Origin of the sequence: Pseudomonas mediterranea CFBP 5447 (genome assembly GCF_000774145.1) — a bacterium.
Taxonomy (GTDB): Bacteria; Pseudomonadota; Gammaproteobacteria; order Pseudomonadales; family Pseudomonadaceae; genus Aquipseudomonas; species Aquipseudomonas mediterranea.
Window position 1 is genome coordinate 141,825 of the sequence record NZ_KN322966.1, and the last position, 21,758, is coordinate 163,582.

25 protein-coding genes are annotated in these 21,758 nt (G+C 60.7%); 24 read left to right on the forward strand and 1 reads right to left on the reverse strand.

What is annotated here, in order from left to right; all coding sequences use genetic code 11:
• Positions 1–603: 603 nt before the first annotated feature.
• From rluC to N005_RS02470, 3 genes are read left to right on the forward strand one after another with little or no spacing between them, the layout of a single operon-like run.
• Positions 604–1,560 (forward strand): 23S rRNA pseudouridine(955/2504/2580) synthase RluC, encoded by a 957-nt coding sequence (gene rluC / locus N005_RS02460; protein ID WP_047699276.1) that lies wholly within the window; start codon positions 604–606, stop codon positions 1,558–1,560.
• A complete protein-coding gene (locus tag N005_RS02465) occupies positions 1,550–2,212 on the forward strand; it encodes an HAD-IA family hydrolase (RefSeq protein WP_047699084.1) in 663 nt (220 codons plus the stop codon). The genes rluC and N005_RS02465 overlap by 11 nt, the downstream gene beginning before the upstream one ends.
• A gap of 20 nt (positions 2,213–2,232) precedes the next feature.
• Complete coding sequence (locus N005_RS02470) at positions 2,233–3,222, forward strand: S49 family peptidase (protein ID WP_047699086.1); 990 nt, start codon at positions 2,233–2,235, stop codon at positions 3,220–3,222.
• 5 nt (positions 3,223–3,227) lie between these two features.
• Here N005_RS02470 and N005_RS02475 read toward each other — a convergent pair whose 3' ends face one another.
• Positions 3,228–3,806, reverse strand: coding sequence for a Maf family protein (locus N005_RS02475; RefSeq protein ID WP_047699088.1), 579 nt, complete (start codon positions 3,804–3,806; stop codon positions 3,228–3,230).
• 267 nt (positions 3,807–4,073) lie between these two features.
• On the opposite strand from N005_RS02475, the gene N005_RS02480 reads away from it, so the two are divergent.
• The 21 genes from N005_RS02480 to N005_RS02575 all read left to right on the forward strand — a co-directional run bounded on the left by N005_RS02480 (position 4,074) and on the right by N005_RS02575 (position 21,743).
• Positions 4,074–4,601 carry a YceD family protein gene (locus N005_RS02480; protein ID WP_003204262.1) on the forward strand — a complete coding sequence of 176 codons (528 nt, stop codon included), beginning with the start codon at positions 4,074–4,076 and terminating at the stop codon, positions 4,599–4,601.
• Between the two features lie 13 nt (positions 4,602–4,614).
• Positions 4,615–4,797 (forward strand): 50S ribosomal protein L32, encoded by a 183-nt coding sequence (gene rpmF, locus N005_RS27950; RefSeq protein ID WP_003179396.1) that lies wholly within the window; start codon positions 4,615–4,617, stop codon positions 4,795–4,797.
• A gap of 3 nt (positions 4,798–4,800) precedes the next feature.
• Positions 4,801–5,811, forward strand: coding sequence for a phosphate acyltransferase PlsX (plsX, locus tag N005_RS02485; protein ID WP_081993209.1), 1,011 nt, complete (start codon positions 4,801–4,803; stop codon positions 5,809–5,811).
• 123 nt (positions 5,812–5,934) lie between these two features.
• Positions 5,935–6,873 (forward strand): ACP S-malonyltransferase, encoded by a 939-nt coding sequence (fabD, locus tag N005_RS02490; protein ID WP_047699093.1) that lies wholly within the window; start codon positions 5,935–5,937, stop codon positions 6,871–6,873.
• Positions 6,874–6,888: 15 nt separating this feature from the next.
• A complete protein-coding gene (fabG, locus tag N005_RS02495) occupies positions 6,889–7,632 on the forward strand; it encodes a 3-oxoacyl-ACP reductase FabG (RefSeq protein ID WP_047699095.1) in 744 nt (247 codons plus the stop codon).
• Positions 7,633–7,822: 190 nt separating this feature from the next.
• Entirely contained in the window at positions 7,823–8,059 is a 237-nt protein-coding gene (acpP, locus tag N005_RS02500) for an acyl carrier protein (RefSeq protein WP_047699097.1), read from the forward strand.
• A gap of 108 nt (positions 8,060–8,167) precedes the next feature.
• Positions 8,168–9,412: a beta-ketoacyl-ACP synthase II gene (gene fabF / locus N005_RS02505; protein ID WP_047699099.1), complete on the forward strand. Its 1,245-nt coding sequence runs from the start codon at positions 8,168–8,170 to the stop codon at positions 9,410–9,412.
• The gene (gene pabC / locus N005_RS02510) at positions 9,412–10,227 is read left to right on the forward strand and encodes an aminodeoxychorismate lyase (protein ID WP_047699101.1); all 816 of its coding nucleotides are present in this window, start codon (positions 9,412–9,414) and stop codon (positions 10,225–10,227) included. Before fabF ends, pabC begins: the two co-directional genes overlap by 1 nt.
• 3 nt (positions 10,228–10,230) lie before the next feature.
• Positions 10,231–11,391 carry an endolytic transglycosylase MltG gene (gene mltG / locus N005_RS02515; RefSeq protein WP_047699104.1) on the forward strand — a complete coding sequence of 387 codons (1,161 nt, stop codon included), beginning with the start codon at positions 10,231–10,233 and terminating at the stop codon, positions 11,389–11,391.
• A gap of 19 nt (positions 11,392–11,410) precedes the next feature.
• Positions 11,411–12,043, forward strand: a complete 633-nt coding sequence (tmk, locus tag N005_RS02520) for a dTMP kinase (protein ID WP_047699106.1) — start codon at positions 11,411–11,413, stop codon at positions 12,041–12,043.
• Positions 12,036–13,022, forward strand: coding sequence for a DNA polymerase III subunit delta' (locus N005_RS02525; protein WP_047699108.1), 987 nt, complete (start codon positions 12,036–12,038; stop codon positions 13,020–13,022). Before tmk ends, N005_RS02525 begins: the two co-directional genes overlap by 8 nt.
• 51 nt (positions 13,023–13,073) lie before the next feature.
• Positions 13,074–13,430, forward strand: a complete 357-nt coding sequence (locus N005_RS02530) for a PilZ domain-containing protein (protein ID WP_024776899.1) — start codon at positions 13,074–13,076, stop codon at positions 13,428–13,430.
• 11 nt (positions 13,431–13,441) lie between these two features.
• Positions 13,442–14,236 (forward strand): TatD family hydrolase, encoded by a 795-nt coding sequence (locus N005_RS02535; RefSeq protein WP_047699110.1) that lies wholly within the window; start codon positions 13,442–13,444, stop codon positions 14,234–14,236.
• A gap of 383 nt (positions 14,237–14,619) precedes the next feature.
• The gene (locus N005_RS02540; protein WP_047699112.1) at positions 14,620–15,258 is read left to right on the forward strand and encodes a TetR/AcrR family transcriptional regulator; all 639 of its coding nucleotides are present in this window, start codon (positions 14,620–14,622) and stop codon (positions 15,256–15,258) included.
• A 135-nt stretch (positions 15,259–15,393) separates the two neighbouring features.
• On the forward strand, positions 15,394–16,362 hold the full coding sequence (locus N005_RS02545; RefSeq protein WP_047699114.1) for a GTP 3',8-cyclase MoaA: 969 nt from the start codon (positions 15,394–15,396) through the stop codon (positions 16,360–16,362).
• A 172-nt stretch (positions 16,363–16,534) separates the two neighbouring features.
• A complete protein-coding gene (locus N005_RS02550; protein WP_047699116.1) occupies positions 16,535–17,140 on the forward strand; it encodes a DUF4823 domain-containing protein in 606 nt (201 codons plus the stop codon).
• Between the two features lie 13 nt (positions 17,141–17,153).
• A complete protein-coding gene (locus N005_RS02555) occupies positions 17,154–17,714 on the forward strand; it encodes a DUF1285 domain-containing protein (RefSeq protein ID WP_047699118.1) in 561 nt (186 codons plus the stop codon).
• 178 nt (positions 17,715–17,892) lie between these two features.
• The gene (locus N005_RS02560) at positions 17,893–18,639 is read left to right on the forward strand and encodes a FadR/GntR family transcriptional regulator (protein ID WP_047699120.1); all 747 of its coding nucleotides are present in this window, start codon (positions 17,893–17,895) and stop codon (positions 18,637–18,639) included.
• Positions 18,636–19,511 (forward strand): SMP-30/gluconolactonase/LRE family protein, encoded by an 876-nt coding sequence (locus N005_RS02565; protein WP_047699122.1) that lies wholly within the window; start codon positions 18,636–18,638, stop codon positions 19,509–19,511. Before N005_RS02560 ends, N005_RS02565 begins: the two co-directional genes overlap by 4 nt.
• 236 nt (positions 19,512–19,747) lie before the next feature.
• Positions 19,748–20,566, forward strand: coding sequence for an SDR family oxidoreductase (locus N005_RS02570; RefSeq protein ID WP_047699124.1), 819 nt, complete (start codon positions 19,748–19,750; stop codon positions 20,564–20,566).
• A 172-nt stretch (positions 20,567–20,738) separates the two neighbouring features.
• Positions 20,739–21,743, forward strand: coding sequence for a substrate-binding domain-containing protein (locus N005_RS02575; protein WP_047699126.1), 1,005 nt, complete (start codon positions 20,739–20,741; stop codon positions 21,741–21,743).
• The last annotated feature ends 15 nt before the right edge of the window (positions 21,744–21,758 follow it).

Here is a 21,758-nt window from a genome sequence, read left to right on the forward strand (position 1 = left end):
CTCCAGTGTCCAGCGAGTTCGGCCCAATGATGGCGAAGTCGCGACGGACGCGTCCTGCTTGCTGGTACTCAAGCACTCAGTCAGGAGGAGGAATCAACCGGCGTCTGTGGACGAGATGAAGCGTCTGAAACAAGCCTAGTGCTACACAGTCCGACGGTTGTACATCTCCACCCTACACGTATCCCTGATAATTCGGGTGCTGCCGCGCGCAGAATCCGCAGCGGGTTGGCATTTACCGTGAGCTCCGGAAAGGGGAGGTCACGCATCATGGCTAAATTAGGCGTTGTTTCCGAAGCTTTCGCCCGGGGTCGTTCGCAACTGACTGCACTTTGTGAACTGGCCGTGAATGTGGCACGCAAGGCGAGTGAAAACTCTGCTTTGCGGCGTATTTCAGGCCTCATGTCACCTGCGCTCGTTACACCTGCTAACTCACCGAATCGTGGCAAAAGCCCCGTAGGACGGCCTCTCGTCCTCGTGAATTGCGTTGGTCAGGGCCGGTTTTTGACCGCTGGTCCGCTGTCCAGCCACTTTTGGCGGCGTTCGCGACTATAGCAGCAATGATTAAGTGCTTCAATTCCATAAAAAATTGTTATGATCGCCGGCATGACGACTACTGCCCCTTCGACCCCGAGCGTTCAACTGCTCGAGGTCTCGCCGGAATATGCCGGCCAAAGAATCGATAACTTCCTTCTCGCCCGGCTCAAGGGCGTGCCCAAGACCTTGATTTATCGCATTTTGCGCAAGGGCGAGGTGCGGGTGAACAAAGGCCGGATCAAGCCGGAGTACAAGCTCCAGGTGGGCGATATCGTGCGCGTGCCGCCGGTTCGCGTGCCCGAGCGCGATGAGCCGGTGCCGGTTGCCCAGGGACTGCTGCAACGCCTGGAAGACTCGATCATCTACGAAGACAAAGCGCTGATTGTGATCAACAAGCCCGCAGGCATTGCGGTTCATGGCGGCAGCGGCCTGGATTTCGGCGTAATCGAAGCCTTTCGTCAGTTGCGCCCGGACGCCAAGGAGCTGGAGTTGGTCCACCGCCTGGACCGCGACACCTCCGGCCTGCTGATGATCGCCAAGAAACGCAGCATGTTGCGCCATCTGCACGAGCAATTGCGCGGTGACGGCATCGACAAGCGCTACATGGCGCTGGTGCGGGGGCATTGGGCGACGTCCATCAAGCAGGTCCGTGCGCCGTTGCTCAAGAGCAACCTGCGTTCCGGCGAGCGCATGGTCGAAGTCAACGACGAAGGCAAGGACGCGCTCACCGTGTTCAAGGTGCTGCGGCGCTTCGGCGACTTCGCCACCATGGTCGAGGCCAAGCCGGTGACCGGTCGTACCCACCAGATTCGTGTCCATACATTACATGCCGGTCATTGCATCGCCGGTGACCCCAAATACGGGGACGACGATTTCACTCGGGAGATCCGGGATCTGGGCGGAAAACGCCTCTTTCTGCATGCCTATATGCTCACGGTTCCACTGCCCGATGGGGGTGAACTGAAGTTGCAGGCACCCGTGGACGCCATGTGGGCCAAGACTGTGGAGCGATTGAGTGCACCCTGACTACAAACTTCTGATCTTCGATTGGGACGGCACTCTGGCCAATTCCATCGGTCGGATCGTGGAGTCGATGCATGTCGCGTCCGATCGTACGGGTTTTGCCAGGCGCGATGACTTCGCGGTAAAAGGCATCATCGGTCTCGGATTGCCGGAAGCGATTCGCAGCCTGTATCCGGAGATCGATGACGAGGCGCTGGTGGTTTTTCGCCAGCATTATGCCGACCACTACATTGCCCTTGAGGCTGAGCCGTCGCCGTTGTTCGAGGGCGTGGCAGATACGCTCGGGGCGTTGCGGGCGGAGGGGTATCACCTGGCTGTTGCTACCGGGAAGGCCCGTCGCGGACTGGATCGGGTGCTGAAGGCTCATGGTTGGGATGATTATTTCGATATCACCCGCGCCGCCGATGAGACCGCCAGCAAGCCGCACCCGCTGATGCTCGAGCAGATCCTGGCGCATTGCGAGGTGCGCCCGGAGCAGGCGCTGATGGTGGGGGACTCGTCGTTCGATCTGCAAATGGCCCGCAATGCCGGCATGGGCTCGGTGGCTGTCAGCTACGGCGCGCAGACAATCGAGGCCCTGAAGGCATTCGAGCCGCGACTGGCGATCGACCATTTTCCTGAATTGCACGCCTGGCTGAGCCGGCACACCGATTAATTTTGTTGAAGGATGCAAGTATGACCGATGAATGGAAGGCACCGGCCAAGGCAAGCGCTGACAACGGTGACGACAAGAGCTGGAAGTTGCTGGAAAAGACCCTGCTGGCGGGGGTGGAGGAACAGCGTCGTGCGCGCCGCTGGGGAATCTTCTTCAAATGCCTGGTCTTTATTTATCTTTTCGTCGGGCTGGGGGTCATCATCCAGGCGATCGATATGAAGAAGAATCCCGGTACTGGTTCGGCGTACACGGCGGTGATCGATATCGAGGGCATGATTGCGGACAAGGAGGCGGCGAGCGCGGACAATATCATCGGTAGCTTGCGGGCCGCGTTCGAGGATTCGAAAGTCAAAGGGGTGGTGCTGCGCATCAACAGTCCGGGCGGCAGCCCGGTGCAGGCGGGCTACGTCTATGACGAGATCGTTCGCCTGCGTGCGGCGCATCCGGATATCAAAGTCTATGCGGTGATCGCCGACCTTGGTGCCTCCGGTGCTTATTACATCGCCAGTGCGGCGGATCAGGTCTATGCCGACAAGGCCAGCCTGGTAGGGTCCATTGGCGTGACGGCGGCCGGTTACGGCTTCGTCGAGACCCTGGACAAGCTCGGTATCGAGCGTCGGGTCTACACCGCCGGTGAGCATAAGTCGTTCCTCGATCCTTTCCAGCCGCAGAAGCCGGAAGAAATCGCTTTCTGGCAAGGTGTGCTCGATACGACCCACAAGCAGTTCATCGCCAGCGTCAAGAAAGGGCGGGGTGACCGGCTCAAGGACAAGGATCATCCGGAGCTGTTCTCCGGTCTGGTCTGGTCCGGAGAGCAGGCCTTGTCCCTGGGCTTGATCGATGGCTTGGGCAGTGCCAGTTCGGTGGCGCGGGATGTGATCGGCGAGAAGGAGCTGGTGGACTTCACCGTCGAAGAGTCGCCGCTCGACCGGTTCTCGAAGAAGCTGGGGGCGAGCATCGCCGAGCGCCTGGCGATGTGGATGGGGTTCCAGGGCCCGGCATTGCGCTAACCCGCTCAGGGTACTTGCACGCGCTCCGCCAGCAACATATCCACAAGGCGGATCAAGGGCAGGCCGATCAGGCTGGTGGCGTCGGGACCTTCGGTGCTCTGGAACAGGCTCACCCCCAGACCCTCGGCCTTGAAGCTGCCAGCGCAGTCATAAGGCTGTTCGATCCGCAGGTAGCGCTCGACCCGTTCCGGGTCGAGCGTGCGCATGTTGACCGTAAAAGGCACGCAATCGACCTGGCAGGCGCCGGTCTGGCTGTTGAGCAGTGCCAGGCCAGTGAGGAACGTGACCTGGGCCCCGCTGGCGGCCAGCAGTTGTTCGCGGGCATTTTCGAAGGTGTGGGGTTTGCCGAGGATGCGCTCGCCGAGCACGGCGACCTGGTCCGAGCCGATGATCAGGTGTGACGGGTGGCTCCCGGCCAATGCCAGGGCTTTTTCCCGGGCCAGGCGTTTTACCAGCTCCTGGGCGGGCTCGCCGGGGCGGTGGCTTTCGTCGATATCCGGCGAGCTGCAGACGAATGGTAGCCCCAGGCGGGTGAGCAATTCCCGGCGGTAGACCGAGCTGGAGGCAAGTAATAAAGGCAGCATGGGCATCTCCAAAAGTCGGAGCTAAATTCTAGCGTCCTGTCTCGGAAATAAGCTGTTCATTTTTGGCGGCGTCTTGGGCGCCCGGCCGGCGTTGCCACTCCTCGCCATAGCCCTGCTATGACTCGTCGCGGCGCCTTGGCCGAACACCCAAGCCACTCGCCAAAAGAGAACGTATTTCCGAGACAGGACGCTAGCGAGGCGCGCAAGCGACGGACAGGGCTGAATTTCCTTTGACATGGGCGGGTGCATCCCTATAATGCTGCGCCTATGTTGAATGACCCGATTCCACCTCACGTTGACCCGCGCAAATTGGCTGATCGTGGCACCACCCTTCAAGGTGAGCTGCTGCTGGCCGATTTGAAGAGACTCTGCGACCCGCTTTCCGATGATGTCGGTACGGTCCAGGCCAAATTCGTTTTTGAACGAGATGAACGTAAATCTGTGGTGATCCACAGCTTTATCGACACTGAAGTCAAAATGGTTTGCCAGCGTTGTCTTGAGCTGGTCACCCTGCCGATCCACAGCGAATGCAGTTACGCCGTGGTGAAGGAGGGTGCGAATACCCAGTCGTTGCCGAAAGGTTATGACGTGCTGGAACTGGGCGAAGATCCATTGGATCTGCAGTCACTGATCGAGGAGGAGCTTCTGCTCGCCTTGCCCATTGTGCCTGCTCATCATCCGGAAGAATGCCAGCAGCCGGCGGGAGCAGATGAGCCCGAACCGAGCGAGGACGAGGTAACGCGGTCCAACCCGTTCAGTGTATTGGCGCAGTTAAAGCGTGACCCAAACGTTTAGGAGTTAATCAATTATGGCTGTTCAGCAGAACAAAAAATCCCGCTCTGCCCGTGACATGCGCCGTTCGCACGACGCTCTCGAGGCTAGCACCCTGTCTGTAGAAAAAACCACCGGTGAAGTTCACCTGCGTCACCACGTATCGCCAGAAGGCGTATACCGTGGTCGTAAAGTGATCGACAAGGGCGCTGACGAGTAATCCTTGTCCGCTCAAGTCATCGCAATTGACGCAATGGGCGGGGACTTCGGTCCCCGCAGCATTGTTCAGGCCAGCCTTGCTTGCCTGAATGCAACACCCTCGCTGCACCTGACCCTCGTCGGTCAACCCTCCCTCCTTGAAGAAATGCTCAGCGGCCAGACGGCTGTGGATCGCGCGCGCCTGACGATTACCCCGGCGTCCGAAGTCATCACCATGGACGAAAAGCCGGCCCAGGCCTTGCGCAGCAAGTCTGACGCGTCGATGCGGGTGGCCCTTGAGCTGTTGCGCGATGACAAGGTCCAGGCCTGTGTCAGTGCCGGGAATACCGGGGCGCTGATGGCACTGTCGCGCTACGTGCTCAAGACCCTGCCGGGCATCGACCGGCCGGCAATGGTCGCGGCAATCCCGACCCGAACGGGTTTTTGCCAGCTGCTGGACCTGGGGGCCAATGTCGATTGCAGCGCCGAGCACCTGCTGCAATTTGCGGTGATGGGTTCGGTGGCGGCTGAAACCCTCGGTATCGCGCGCCCCCGCGTGGCGCTGCTGAATATCGGAACCGAAGACATCAAGGGCAACCAGCAGGTCAAGTTGGCTGCCACGTTGTTGCAGGGCGCCAGGGGAATCAACTACATCGGTTTTGTCGAGGGCGACGGTGTGTACCGGGGCGAGGCGGACGTGGTGGTGTGCGACGGCTTCGTCGGCAACATCCTGCTCAAGTCCAGCGAAGGCCTGGCAACCATGATCGGCGAGCGGATCGAGAGCCTGTTCCGGCAGAGCCTGGCCTCGCGGATGGTGGGTGCCCTGGCGTTGCCCTTGATGCGTCGCCTGCAGGCTGATCTGGCGCCGGCGCGGCATAACGGGGCCAGTTTTCTCGGGTTGCAGGGTATTGTGATCAAGAGTCATGGTTCGGCGGGTGTGCAGGGCTTTCAAAGCGCTATCAACCGGGCCGTGATCGAAATCCAGGAAAACCTGCCCGAGCGCCTCCATGGTCGCCTCGAAGATTTGTTAACTTAGGCGTTTTCGTCCGACAATGCTTAAATGTGACCGGTCGGTTCAACCGGCCATCCAACTGTCAGTTTCCTAGCGCCCCAAGGGGCGTCAATTTTTGACGACAAGATCATTAGGGGCTTTGTTTTCATGTCTGCTTCCCTCGCATTCGTCTTTCCAGGACAGGGCTCGCAGTCCCTCGGCATGCTGGCCGAACTGGGCGCGCAATACCCGCTGATCCTCGAAACATTCAAAGAAGCGTCCGATGCACTCGGCTATGACTTGTGGGCACTGACCCAGCAAGGGCCTGAAGAGCAGCTCAATCAAACCGATAAAACCCAACCGGCCATCCTGACCGCCTCGGTCGCCCTCTGGCGCCTGTGGCTGGCAGAAGGCGGCGCGCGTCCGGCCTTCGTTGCCGGTCATAGCCTGGGGGAATACAGCGCCCTCGTGGCTGCGGGCAGCCTGAGCCTGGGCGACGCGGTGAAACTGGTGGAGCGCCGTGGCCAGTTGATGCAGGAGGCCGTTCCGGCCGGGCAGGGCGGCATGGCCGCGATCCTCGGCCTGGACGATGCCGACGTGCTGGCAGCCTGTGCCGAAGCGGCCCAGGGCGATGTGGTCAGTGCGGTGAACTTCAACTCCCCCGGCCAGGTCGTGATCGCCGGCGCCAAGGCGGCAGTCGAGCGTGCCATCGAAGGTTGCAAGGCCCGTGGTGCCAAGCGTGCCATGCCATTGCCGGTCAGCGTGCCGTCGCACTGTGAATTGATGCGTCCTGCCGCCGAGCGCTTCGCCGAGTCCATTGCCGCCATTGACTGGCAGGCACCGCAGATTCCCGTGGTGCAGAACGTCAGCGCCGATGTGGCGCCGGACCTCGAGACCCTCAAGCGCGACCTGCTGGAACAACTCTACAAGCCGGTTCGCTGGGTCGAATCGGTGCAGACCCTGGCGGCCAGGGGCGCGACCGAACTGGTCGAGTGTGGCCCTGGCAAGGTGCTGGCCGGTCTGAACAAACGCTGCGCCGAAGGCGTGTCGACTTCCAACCTCAACACCCCAGACGCTTTCGCTGCCGCCCGTGCAGCGCAGGCCTGAACAGGAGAAGCTTGCATGAGTCTGCAAGGTAAAGTTGCACTGGTGACCGGTGCAAGCCGCGGCATCGGCCAGGCCATTGCCCTTGAGCTGGGCCGTCAAGGCGCCATCGTTGTCGGCACCGCGACTTCCGCTTCGGGTGCCGAGCGTATCGCCGCGACCCTGAAGGAAAACGGTATTCAAGGCACGGGGCTTGAGCTGAACGTCACCAGCGACGAATCCGTTGCGGCGGTATTGGCCAGCATCCAGGAGCAGTTCGGTGTCCCGGCTATCCTGGTCAATAATGCCGGTATCACTCGTGATAACCTCATGATGCGCATGAAAGATGACGAATGGTTCGACGTAGTCGACACCAACCTGAACAGTCTGTACCGGCTGTCCAAGGGCGTCCTGCGCGGCATGACCAAGGCCCGTTGGGGCCGGATCATCAGCATCGGTTCGGTTGTGGGTGCCATGGGCAACGCAGGCCAAGTAAACTATGCTGCGGCCAAGGCCGGTCTGGAAGGTTTCAGCCGTGCACTGGCGCGTGAAGTGGGTTCGCGCTCGATTACGGTAAACTCGGTCGCACCGGGTTTCATCGACACCGACATGACCCGCGAACTGCCGGAAGCACAGCGTGAAGCCTTGTTGACACAAATTCCGCTGGGGCGCCTGGGGCAGGCTGAAGAGATCGCGTCCGTGGTCGCTTTTCTTGCATCCGACGCTGCGGCATACGTGACTGGGGCTACAATCCCGGTGAACGGCGGGATGTACATGAGTTAAATGTGACGGATTGCTTCAAAAAAATGTCATACGAGCTGTCTAAAATCCGTTATAAAGCTGCAACTTATTTATAGGCGGCTGGCCGTCAGGGTTCGAAGGGAAAGCTTTCGGTTGAAAAATCGAAAAGCCTTTCTATACACTTACCCACCGGCCAGTTGCCTGAATTGTCCATTAGGAGTGAAAACAAGGTATGAGCACCATCGAAGAGCGCGTCAAGAAAATCGTTGCCGAGCAACTGGGCGTTAAGGAAGATGAAGTCAAGAATGAAGCATCTTTCGTTGAAGACCTGGGTGCCGACTCCCTTGACACCGTTGAGCTGGTGATGGCTCTGGAAGAGGAATTCGAGACCGAAATCCCTGACGAAGAAGCTGAAAAAATCACTACTGTTCAGCTGGCTATCGACTACGTAAACAAGCACCAAGGCTGATTGTTTCCAGTCGTTGCTTGCTGTCATGGAAAAACCGCACTGCCATCACGGCGTGCGGTTTTTTCTTTAGGTCTGATGAAAAGTCGTCATTAGAAAAAGGAGAGTGCTGTGTCGCGTAGACGCGTCGTAGTCACCGGTATGGGTATGTTGTCGCCACTGGGCACGGATGTGCCGAGCAGTTGGCAGGGCATTCTGGCTGGCCGTAGTGGCATTGGTCTGATCGAACACACCGACCTTTCTGCCTATTCCACCCGTTTTGGCGGCTCGGTAAAGGGCTTCAATGTCGAGGAATACCTGTCGGTCAAGGAAGCCCGCAAGCTCGACCTGTTCATCCAGTACGGCCTGGCAGCCGGTTTTCAGGCGGTGCGCAACGCCGGCCTGGAAGTCACCGATGCCAACCGTGAACGCATCGGCGTGGCCATGGGATCGGGTATTGGCGGCTTGACCAATATCGAAGAAACCAGCCGCACGCTGCACGATTCGGGACCGCGACGGATTTCTCCATTCTTCGTGCCGGGCTCGATCATCAATATGATTTCCGGTTTCCTGTCCATCCACCTCGGGGCACAGGGACCCAACTACGCCATTGCCACGGCATGTACCACGGGTACCCATTGCATCGGCATGGCGGCGCGCAACATCATGTACGACGAAGCCGACGTGATGATCGCCGGCGGCGCCGAGATGGCGGCTTGTGGCCTCGGTATGGGCGGCTTTGGTGCCTCCCGTGCACTGTCGACCCGCAACGACGAGCCGACCCGTGCCAGCCGGCCTTGGGACAAGGGCCGCGATGGCTTCGTACTGTCCGACGGTGCCGGTGCGCTGGTACTCGAAGAGCTGGAACACGCCAAGGCGCGTGGCGCGACCATCTATGCCGAACTGGTTGGCTTTGGTACCAGCGGTGATGCGTATCACATGACCTCGCCGCCAGCGGATGGCGCCGGTGCTGCCCGCTGCATCGCCAATGCCCTGCGTGACGCGAAGGTCAACAGCGAGCAGGTGCAATACATCAACGCCCATGGCACCTCGACCCCGGCCGGCGACCTCGCCGAAGCCCAGGCGATCAAGACCGTGTTCGGCGAACATGCCTACAAACTGGCTGTCAGCTCGACCAAGTCGATGACCGGTCACTTGCTGGGCGCCGCGGGCGCGGTGGAAGCGATCTTCAGCGTGCTGGCGATCAACAGCCAGGTTGCGCCGCCGACCATCAACCTCGACGAGCCGGACGAAGGTTGCGACCTGGACTTCGTTCCGCACACCGCCCGAGGCATGGACATCGATGTGGTGCTGTCCAACTCCTTCGGCTTTGGCGGTACCAACGGCTCGCTGGTGTTCCGCCGGTTTGCCGGTTGATGGACAGCTGGGTCGACGGTCAGCCGGCTGACGTTCTGTCGCTGAAGGATCGCGGCCTGGCCTATGGCGATGGGTTGTTCGAAACCATCGCCGTGCGCAATGGCGAACCGGTGTTGCTGGAACGTCATCTGCGGCGGCTCGAGCTGGGCTGCCAGCGGCTGGCGCTCAATCTCGACAACGGCGCATTGCGGGCTGAACTGAACGCCTACGCGCAACGCCTGGGTGACGGCGTGCTGAAGCTGATCGTGACCCGTGGCGATAGCCTGCGCGGCTACGCCGCCGATCCCTCGGCCCGGGTGCGGCGCATCCTGCAAGGGAATCCGCCGGCTGCCTATCCTGCTGCCCATGCCGAGCAGGGCGTTGCCCTGTTTCCTTGTGCCACTCGCTTGTCCGAGCAGCCATTGCTGGCTGGCCTCAAACACCTCAATCGTCTTGAACAGGTCATGGCTCGCGCCGAGTGGAGCGATTCGGAGCACGCCGAAGGCCTGATGCTGGATACGTCCGGGCGGGTGATCGAAGGGGTCTTCAGCAACCTGTTTATCGTGCGCGATGACGTGTTGATAACGGCTGACCTGAGTCGGTGCGGCGTGGCTGGGGTGATGCGTGCCGAATTATTGTTTCAGGCCGAGTCAGAGGGTATCGCCACGCAAGTGACCGATATCCGCCTCGAGCAGCTGCAGCAGGCCGATGAGGTCTTTGTCTGCAACAGCGTGTATGGCGTGTGGCCGGTACGCGCATGCGGTTCGACGCGCTGGTCGGCCGGGCCGCTCACCCGTAAACTGCAGACCCTTGCCCGCGCGTTATTGGATGTTTGATTCGTGAGACGTAAATTCTTGCTGTTGCTGGAAACCGGTCTGGTTCTGGCAGGGCTGCTGTGGGGCGCTTCGGCCTGGAAGATTCATTCGGCGTTGCAACAGCCGTTGAACATCACCCAGGAAGAACTGCTGGAGATTCCCAACGGGACCACCCCGACCAAGACCCTCTATCGCCTCGAGGCCGACGGCCTGATCAAGGATGCGTTCTGGCTGAGGGTGTATTGGCGCTTCAATCTCGCCGGCCAGCCCCTGCACTCCGGTGAGTACCGGATGGTGCCGGGCATGACCATGGAAAACCTGATCGGCGTATGGAAACGCGGCGAAGTGGTGCAGTACAGCGTGACGCTGGTGGAAGGCTGGAATTTCCGTCAGGTCCGTGCGGCGCTGGCCAAGGATGAAAAACTCCAGCAGACCCTCACCGGCCTCAGCGACAGCGAGGTGATGGATCGGCTGGGCCATTCTGGTGTATTCCCCGAAGGACGGTTTTTCCCGGATACCTATCGCTTCGTGCGCGGGACGTCCGACGTCGATCTGCTGAACAAGGCCTATGGCCGGCTTGAAGACGTGCTGGCCAAGGAATGGGCCGAGCGTGCTGCCGATGTGCCTTACACCCAGCCCTACCAGGCGCTGATCATGGCCTCCCTGGTGGAAAAGGAAACCGGCGTACCGCAGGAGCGTAGCCAGATCGCCGGTGTGTTCGTGCGGCGCCTGCGCATGGGCATGCTGTTGCAGACCGACCCCACAGTGATCTACGGCCTGGGCGAACGCTACACCGGCAAACTCACCCGCGCCCATCTGAAAGAAGAGAATCCCTACAACACCTACATGGTCCCTGGGCTACCGCCGACGCCGATTGCAATGGTGGGGCGCGAGGCGATTCACGCCGCGTTGAATCCGGCCTCGGGCAACAGCCTGTACTTCGTGGCGCGCGGGGATGGCAGCCACGTGTTTTCCGACAATCTGGATGAGCACAACAACGCGGTGCGCGAATACCAGCTCAAGCGTCGCGCCGACTATCGCTCCAGCCCGGCTCCGGCTACGCTGGACGACTCGGCGCCGATTCCCGCTGCCTCGCCCGATACGGCTCCCGAAGCCTTGCCCCAGGTGCCACCCGAGAAGCCCGCTCCCGAACCGAATGCTGACGAGCTCCCGAGCCCGCAATGACTCTGATTAAGGACTGCCCGTGACTGGCTTGTTTATAACGCTGGAGGGCCCGGAGGGCGCCGGCAAGAGCACCAACCGCGAATTCCTCGCCGAACGCCTTCGGGCGGCGGGGATTGAAGTGGTGCTGACCCGCGAGCCGGGCGGTACGCCGCTGGCGGAGCGGATCCGTGAGGTGCTGCTGGCGCCGGCTGAAGAAGTGATGAACCCCGACACCGAACTGTTGCTGGTGTTCGCCGCCCGGGCACAACACCTGGCGGAGGTGATTCGTCCGGCCCTGGCCCGTGGCGCAGTGGTGCTCTGCGATCGCTTTACCGATTCTACCTACGCCTACCAAGGCGGCGGCCGGGGTTTGTCCCTGGAACGCATCGCGGCGCTGGAAACCTTTGTCCAGGGTGACCTGCGCCCGGACCTGACACTGGTGTTCGACCTGCCGGTGGAAGTCGGCCTGGCCCGTGCCAGCGCCCGTGGTCGGCTGGATCGCTTCGAGCTTGAAGGCGAGGCATTCTTCAATGCGGTGCGCAGCGCCTTCCTGAACCGTGCCAAGGCCGATCCGGCGCGTTACCTGTTGATCGATGCCGCCCTGCCGTTGACGCAGGTCCAGCAATCGCTGGACGGCCTGTTGCCAGGTTTGTTGGAGCGCGTCCGTGGCTGAAGCCTATCCCTGGCAGGACGGTCTCTGGCAACAACTGGCCGGCCGTGCCCAGCATGCTCACGCGTACCTGCTGCATGGCCCGGTCGGGATCGGCAAGCGAGCGCTGGCCGAACGCCTGATGGCCAGCTTGCTGTGCCAGCGTCCGGGCCCCTCGAACGCCTGCGGTGAGTGCAAGTCCTGCCTGCTGCTCAAGGCCGGCAGCCATCCGGATAATTACGTGCTGGAGCCGGAGGAAGCGGACAAGGCGATCAAGGTCGACCAAGTTCGTGAGCTGGTCAGCTTCGTCGTCCAGACCTCGCAACTGGGCGGACGCAAGGTGGTGCTGATCGAGCCGGTCGAGTCGATGAACATCAACGCCGCCAACGCCTTGCTCAAGAGCCTCGAGGAGCCTTCCGGCGACACGGTACTCTTGCTGGTCAGTCATCAGCCGAGCCGCTTGCTGCCGACCATCAAGAGCCGTTGCGTGCAACAGGCCTGCCCCTTGCCGAGCGAGGCGATGAGTCTGCAATGGCTGGCCCAGGCCTTGCCCGACAGCACCGATGACGAGCGTGTCGAATTGCTGACCCTTGCCGCCGGTTCGCCCCTGGCGGCCGTCAACCTCCAGGCCCAGGGTGTGCGTGAGCAGCGGGCGCTGGTGGTGGACGGTGTGAAGAAGCTGCTCAAACAGCAGCAATCGCCGACGCAATTGGCCGAGGGCTGGAACGCCATCCCGCTGCTGTTGCTGTTCGACTGGTTCTGCGGCTGGTCGAGCCTGATCCTGCGCTACCAGCTCACCGAAGATGAGGCGGGCCTGGGGCTGGCGGATATGCGCAAGGTGATTCAGTACCTGGCGCAAAAAAGCAGCCAGGACAAAATCTTGAACATTCAGGACTGGTTGCTTGCCCAACGTCAGAAGGTGCTGGGCAAGGCGAACCTCAACCGGGTGTTGTTGCTCGAAGCGCTGTTGGTGCAATGGGCGAGTTTGCCGGGTCGCCACTGACAGATATCGCCAGGGCTCCTAGACTCTGTTCAATTCGCAGCGGAGATCAGCATGAACGAACCTGTCAGTCCCGGACCGCGCAACGGCATCCTGTCCCTGGCCATCAAGGACAAGTCGGTGCTTTACGCCGCCTACATGCCTTTCATCAGGAATGGCGGCCTGTTCATCCCCACCAACAAGCATTATCGACTGGGGGATGAGGTGTTCATGCTGTTGAGCCTGATGGATGAGCCGGAGAAGATCCCGGTCGCCGGCAAGGTGATCTGGATGACCCCCAAAGGCGCCCAGGGCAACCGCGCGGCCGGCGTCGGCGTACAGTTCAATGACGGCGACAGCTCGGCCCGCAATCAGATTGAAACCCACCTGGCCGGAACCCTGAAGTCCGACCGTCCCACCCATACGATGTAGCCCGAGCCTTTATGCTTGTAGATTCCCATTGTCACCTCGACCGTCTCGACCTGGCCGCCCATGGCGGTTCCCTGGATGCAGCGTTGGATGTTGCCCGCCAGCGGGGCGTCGGACACTTCCTGTGCATCGGTGTCAGCGCCGACAACGCCGCCGACGTCAAGGTCCTGGCCGAGCGATATGAAGACGTCGATTGTTCGGTCGGCGTCCATCCGCTGGATGTCCAGCCCGATGCCGCGCCGGCCCTGGACTGGCTGTTGCGCGAACTCGACCATCCGCGAGTCGTCGCCATCGGTGAAACCGGCCTGGATTATCACTACGAGCCGGAAGCCGCCGAGGTGCAGCAGGCTTCATTCCGCCTGCACCTGGAAGCCGCGAAGCAGACCGGCAAGCCGGTGATCATCCACACCCGGGGTGCACGAGCCGACACCCTGGCCTTGCTGCGCGACGCCGCGCTGCCCCAGGCCGGCGTGCTGCACTGTTTTACCGAAGACTGGGACATGGCCAAGGCGGCGCTGGACATGGGCTATTACATTTCCCTGTCCGGGATCGTCACGTTCCGCAACGCCGATGCCCTGCGCGACGTCGCCAGCAAAGTGCCGGCCGACCGCCTGCTGGTGGAGACCGATTCGCCGTACCTGGCCCCGATCCCCTATCGCGGCAAACCGAATCTTCCGCAATACGTACGGGAAGTGGCGGAGTTCCTGGCGATGCTGCGTGGCGAATCCTACGAGCGGTTCGCGGACCAGACGACCGAGAACTTCAAGCGGTTGTTCCCGCAGGCGCATGTCCGGTCGCTACAGGCTTGAATTTCGAACAAAAAAAACCCGGGTTCTGGGGGGTGAATCCGGGTTAAGACCATTAGGAGTAAAACAAAGGCACGCGGTCCTTTGGTACCTTTATCGGCGCGTCACTTGGGGGAGATGTCGCGCCGACAGTTCAAGTATTGATCAGGAAACCCGCGCGTCCAGTTTGCCCGGGGCGGTTTTTAAACAAATTTGGAATACGCTCGCTTCGGATAGGTTCTCACTGTCGTCAGCGGTTGCCGGGGCGACGCGATGGCGTAAGCCGCAGTGAGCCAATGTTGTACGATTTTCGGAAGAACTACCGTCGGGAACGGATGATCCGTGCATTTTTGCGTAAGTTAGGCATAATACCCGGCTTCGAATTTTGACCTTCAGACCTTTTTCTTATGCACAAAGAACCTCGTAAGGTCCGTGAGTTTCGCCGCCGCGAGCAGGAAATTCTCGACACCGCGCTCAAGTTGTTCCTCGACCAGGGCGAAGACAGCGTCACCGTCGAGATGATTGCGGATGCCGTGGGTATCGGCAAAGGCACGATCTATAAACATTTCAAATCCAAGGCGGAGATCTACCTGCGCCTGATGCTCGATTACGAGCGCGATTTGAACGAATTGCTGCATTCTGCGGATGTGGACAAGGACAAGGAGGCGCTGTCCCGGGCCTACTTCGAATTCCGCATGCGCGATCCCCAGCGCTACCGCTTGTTCGACCGCCTGGAAGAGAAGGTGGTCAAGGGCAACCAGGTACCGGAGATGGTCGAGGAGCTTCACAAGATCCGCGCTTCGAACTTCGAGCGCCTGACGTTGCTGATCAAGGGCCGGATCAGCGAAGGCAAGCTCGAAGACGTGCCGCCTTACTTCCACTACTGCGCTGCCTGGGCGTTGGTGCATGGTGCGGTGGCGTTGTACCACTCGCCGTTCTGGAGCAACGTGCTGGAGGATCAGGAAGGTTTCTTCCAGTTCCTGATGGACATTGGTGTGCGCATGGGCAACAAGCGCAAGCGTGATACAGACGTCCCGAACAACTGACATTCACCTGTCTGATTGCGCCATGTCTGCTTACATGGCGCAGTGCCCCAGTAATATACTCAGGCTTGGGTCTTGCGAAAACCTGAATTCTAGGTCAAGTTTCGTAGGCCGATTTTTCTTTCGCCGGAGTCATCCATGATCGTTGACCGTCAGGGCAGGCGTTTCCGCAATCTGCGGATCAGCCTGACTTCCGCCTGCAATTACGCCTGCACCTATTGCGTGCCCGACGGCAAGCGCCTGGTGGCGGCGCAGGACGAGTTGTCGGCCGAAGCGATGGCGCGCGGCGTGGCCTACCTGATCGAAGCGGCCGGCATCGAGCGACTGCGCATCACCGGCGGTGAGCCGCTGGTCAGTCCCAAGCTCGAACGCTTCATGGCGGCGGTGGGGCAGATGGGCCTGGAGGACATCAGCCTGACCACCAACGGCCAGTTGCTGGCGAAGAAGCTGCCTTTGCTGGTGGACGCAGGCATCCGCCGCATCAACGTTTCCCTCGACACCCTGGACCCCGCCGCGTTTCGCAGCATCGCCCGGGGCGGCGACCTGGCGACCGTGCTTGACGGCATGGACCAGGCCCATGCGGCGGGCATGAAGATCAAGGTCAACATGGTGCCGTTGCGCGGGCAGAATCTGGATCAGGTCATGCCATTGCTGGAATATTGCCTGGCGCGTGGCTATGAGTTGCGCTTCATCGAATTGATGCGCATGGGACACCTGGCCCGTGATTCCAATGCGTTCTTGCAGCAGTTTGTCAGCCTGCAACAACTGCTGAGCCTGATCGGCGACCAGTACGAATACCTGCAAGCCGACGCGCCGGTGGATGCGACGGCGGTGCGCTATGAGATTCCTGGAATGGGTTATTTCGGTGTGATCGCCAACGAAAGCGTGCCTTTCTGCCGTACTTGCTCGCGGTTGCGGTTGTCTTCCACAGGCTGGTTGCATGGTTGCCTGTCCTCGAGCAACCGTCACTTCATCGGCGACCTGCTGGACAAGCCTCGTCACCAGGCGCTGCCTGCCCTGCAGCGGCTGCTGGTCAAGGCGTTGGGGGACAAGCAGGAAGTGGCGTTCTCCGGGGGCGCGACCATCATGAAGATCATCGGCGGCTGATCCTACGCAATCGCGGGCAAGCCTTGCTCCCACTGGTACGGTGCTTACCCTGTGGGAGCAAGGCTTGCCCGCGATTACATTGCTCCAATCAACCCATTTTCATTGAGCTGGCGCAAAAGCTGCATTCAACGGCCATTCGCCGGTTTTCCGACACCGGTTTCTGGAGGGTAGGATGCGTAGCCTGGTTTTGCTGCTGGCCGTTTTGGCGCTGGCTGGCTGTATGAATGTCAGCGACATGGGAGAGGGCGTTCGTTATCACATGAGCGACGCCGGTCTGCTGGATCACAGCGACAGCCGCCGTGTGAACAACCTGCGTATTCAGCCCGATTCGTTCATCTACATTGCCCAAGGCGCTTTCGCACCGCCGGGCGGCGCCTATCCGCGTCCCAATGTCGTGGCCGAAGAAGCCTTCAACGGGTTCATCGAGTATTTCCCGATGGTCCGTCGCGCCCGTGTCCCCGAAGGCCTCGACCAGGCCATGGGCGAAGCCCGTGCTGCCGGTGCTCATTACTTGCTGTACACCCGGTTCGCCAAGGCCGATAACCGCATCGGCAATTCTGACGAATGGCTGGACGAAGAAGCCGTGGATCGCCTGGGGGTCGATACCAGCGTCATCCAGATCATGTTGATCGAGACCAGCACCCAGTATTTGATTGATACTGCACGGATCAAGAGTCGTGGCGGTTTACTGACGTTCCACGACAAGCAGCCACAAGACCTCATCGCCACGCCGTTGCGTGAATATGCCCGCAGTTTGTTGGGGATGAGCGACGAGTAAACGAGGAGTCACCATGACCGGACCGCAAAAAGCCAATGACCTGCTGGGGCAGATCCCCAAGACCAAAGGCCTGCCGCCGGTCCACTTATGGAACCCTGACTTCTGCGGCAACATCGACATGCGCATCGCCCGCGATGGCACCTGGTACTACCTGGGCACGCCCATCGGACGCAAGCCGATGGTCAAGCTGTTCTCCACCATCATCCGCCGCGACGGCGATGACTACTTCCTGATTACCCCCGTTGAAAAAGTCGGCATCCAGGTCGACGATGCGCCGTTCGTGGCCGTGACCCTGGAGGTCGAGGGTCACGGAGAAGAGCAGTTGTTGCGCTTCACCACCCATGTCGATGAGACCACCGAAGCCGGCCCCGACCATCCGCTACGGGTGGTGATCGATCCCCGCACCCAGGAGCCGGCGCCTTACGTGCATGTGCGCAGCAACCTCGAAGCCCTGATCCACCGAAATGTGTTCTACCAATTGGTGGAGCTGGCGGTGAGCCGTGAGGTTGACGGGCAGCGCTGGCTGGGGGTGTGGAGTGGCGGGGTGTTCTTCCCGATAGGCCTGGAACCGTAACCCCTCCTGTGGGAGCGAGCCTGCTCGCGATGGCGTAATGTCAGTCAACTTGATGTTGGCTGGCCCGACGCTATCGCGAGCAGGCTCGCTCCCACAGGGGATTGCCTATAATTCGATTGACAGCCAATCATATGATGATTAGCGTGAGCCACCAATAAGAGTGGCCCGCGGGGTTTTCATGTCCAGCAGTTTTCACGCATCGACCGTCGATTGGCTGGGCGCCTGGATCGCCGCCGGCCAGGTCAAGCCTGGGCAGACCATCAAGGTCGAGGCAGACCTGGGCGAGCAGTTGGGGGTCAGTCGCACGGTGATTCGCGAGGCGATCAAGACCCTGGTGGCTAAAGGCATGCTCGAGGTCGGGCCGAAGGTGGGGACGCGGGTGTTGCCGGTACGGCGCTGGAATCTGTTCGACCCACAGGTGGTCGGCTGGTTGTCACGCAGCGGTTTGCCGGAGAACTTTGTCGATGACCTGTTGGACCTGCGCCGCACCATCGAGCCCATGGCGGTGCGCTGGGCCTGCGAGCGGGCGACGGTCGAGCAGGTGCAGGCGATCCGCCTGGCCTACCATGCGCTGGAGCGGGCGGTGGACAGCGGCGCCGACTACAACCGGGCCGACCAGTTTTTTCACGAGTGCATCCTCGCCGCCAGCCACAATCAATTCATAGAACAAATGGTCCCGGCCCTGGGGGCGTTGCTGGCGGTGTCGTTCGAGGTATCGGCCGCCGATCCGGATGAGCTGCGCCGTACCTTGCCCATCCACAAGGACATCGCCGAAGCCATCGCCTCCCGTGACGCGACACGCGGCGTCTGGGCCTGCATGACCCTGATCGACAACGCTGACCTGGCCATCAAGCGCTTCTACCCTGACATGATGGCCGGTCGTACAGACACTGCCGGGCAAGCCGGAAACGGGAGGTTTCAATGATGTGGAAGGCGGTAACGGAGCACCGGGCGAAACTGGGTGAGGGGCCTTTTTGGGACGCGCCGACCCAAGCGCTGTATTGGGTCGACATCGCCGGCAAACAGGCCCTGCGGTTGATCGGTGCCAATGTGCAGATCTGGCAGATGCCCGAGCATGTGTCGGCCTTCATTCCCACACAAAGCGGTGATGCGCTGGTGACACTGAGCAGCGGTGTCTATCGGCTGGATCTTGATTCGCCTGGCCTGGAGCCACGTCTGACGCTGCTGTGCATGGCCGATCCCCAACCCGGCAACCGCGCCAACGAAGCCCGTTGCGATGCCTTGGGCCAGCTCTGGCTCGGGACCATGCAGAACAACATTGGTGAAAACGGTGAGGACTTGCCCCTGGAACACCGCTCGGGGGGGCTGTTTCGCGTAGGCGCCGATGGCCGGGTCATGCCGTTGCTGCGCGGGCGAGGCATTCCCAACACGCTGTTGTGGAGTCCTGACGGCACCACGGTGTATTTCGGTGAAAGCCTCGATGGCACGTTGTACCGGCATTTCATTCATCCCGACGGCAGCCTGGCGCCCGCCGAAGTCTGGTTCGGCCCTCATTCGCGCGGTGGGCCGGACGGATCGGCGATGGACGCCCGGGGCTATGTCTGGAACGCCCGCTGGGACGGCAGTTGCCTGCTGCGAATCAGCCCTGACGGGCAGGTTGACCGGGTGATCGAACTGCCGGTCAGTCGCCCCACCAGTTGCGTGTTCGGGGGAGAGGATCTCAAGACCTTGTACATCACCAGTGCGGCCAGTCCGTTGGCTCATCCGCTGGATGGCGCAGTGTTGTCCATGCGGGTCGATGTGCCGGGTGTGAGCTGTACGCGGTTTGCGGGTTAAATCCCAAAATATGGGATGTAAATATATATATTGAGATTGTTGGCGAGCCGGGTTTATAGTCGGCTCCATCAGCAACATGCATTCACACTAAAAAAACAAAACAGGTGAAGCGATGCAACGATCTATCCCCGTACGTCCCGGCGACGTACGTGACCCACTGTCCTCCCAGTGCCTTCGGCCGGTCATCCCTGGATGCCCGGTTTTTGTCGTGGCTGTGGGCAGGGGAGTCCTGAGTCATGGCTGAAGCGCTTTCCTTGCCGCCAGTGCCCGAACCACCGAAGGGCGAGCGGCTGAAGAACAAAGTGGTGCTGCTGACCGGCGCCGCCCAAGGCATCGGCGAGGCCATCGTCGCCGCGTTCGCTGCACAACAGGCGCGACTGGTGATCAGCGACATCCAGGCCGGCAAGGTCGAACAGGTTGCCGCTTCCTGGCGTGAACGCGGGGCGGACGTGCAAGCGCTGCGGGCCGATGTGTCGAACCCGCAGGACCTGCAGGCCATGGCCCGACGTGCGGTTGAGTTGCACGGCCGCATCGATGTATTGGTGAATTGCGCCGGGGTCAATGTGTTTCGCGACCCCTTGGAAATGACCGAAGAAGACTGGCGCCGCTGCTTCGCCATTGACCTGGACGGTGCCTGGTACGGCTGCAAGGCTGTGCTGCCGCAGATGATCGAGCAGGGCGTGGGCAGCATCATCAATATTGCTTCGACCCATTCGTCCCACATTATTCCCGGCTGTTTCCCTTACCCGGTGGCCAAGCATGGCTTGCTCGGCCTGACCCGTGCCCTGGGCATCGAATACGCGCCCAAGGGCATACGCGTCAACGCCATCGCACCGGGCTATATCGAAACCCAACTGAACGTCGACTATTGGAACGGCTTCGCCGATCCTCATGCCGAACGCCAGCGTGCGCTGGATCTGCACCCGCCACGGCGCATCGGGCAACCGATCGAAGTGGCAATGACGGCCGTGTTCCTGGCCAGTGATGAAGCACCTTTCATCAACGCTTCATGCATCACCATTGATGGTGGACGTTCGGTCATGTACCACGACTGAACATTCCGGGATTGCAGTCTGAAACTTTGCCTGTAATTCAATCATCATACGATATGACTATTTAGATCTATGCTGTAGCAACTTGCTGTGACCGCCCAGCCTGCGCTTTGCCACCGATGGTGGAGCAGACCCTGGACGTTTGGCTTTCAATAAAAAAAACAAGGAGTCAACTATGAATCATCGTCGTGGGATCCGTTCCCTGTGCCGCGTTGCCCTGGCAGTTGCCGCGGTCGGTCTCAGCAGTACCTTGCTGGCGGCTGAAGAAGTGAAGATCGGTTTTCTGGTCAAGCAGGCCGAGGAGCCCTGGTTCCAGACCGAATGGGCGTTCGCTGAAAAGGCGGGCAAGGACAAGGGCTTCAAGGTCATCAAGATCGCCGTGCCTGATGGCGAGAAGACCCTCTCGGCCATCGACAGCCTCGCGGCCAACGGCGCCAAGGGCTTCGTGATCTGCCCGCCGGACGTGTCCCTGGGCCCGGCCATCATGGCCAAGGCCAAGCTCAACGATATGAAAGTCATCGCTGTCGATGACCGTTTCGTCGATGCCAGCGGCAAGTTCATGGAAGACGTGCCATACCTTGGCATGGCCGCCTTCGAAGTGGGCCAGAAGCAGGGTGCCGCCATGGCCACCGAAGCCAAGAAACGTGGCTGGGACTGGAAAGACACCTACGCTGTGATCAACACCTTCAACGAGTTGGACACCGGCAAGAAACGCACCGACGGTTCGATGGACGCCCTGAAGAAAGCCGGTATGCCGGACGATCACATCCTCACCACGGCGCTCAAGACCCTCGACGTACCGGGGAGCATGGACTCCACCAACTCCGCCCTGGTGAAACTGCCCAGCGGCGCGAAGAACCTGATCATCGGCGGCATGAACGACAACACCGTGCTGGGTGGAGTGCGTGCCACTGAAAGCGCCGGCTTCAAGGCAGACAACGTGATCGGGATCGGCATCAACGGCACCGACGCCATCGGCGAGCTGAAGAAGCCTCATAGCGGTTTCTTCGGTTCGATGCTGCCTAGCCCGCACATCGAAGGCTACAAGACTGCCGAGATGATGTTCGAGTGGGTCACCACCGGCAAGGAACCACCGAAGTACACCGCCATGGATGAAGTGACGCTGATCACTCGGGAGAACTTCAAGCAGGAGCTGGAAAAGATCGGCCTGTGGAATTGACGGCCGGTTGATTCA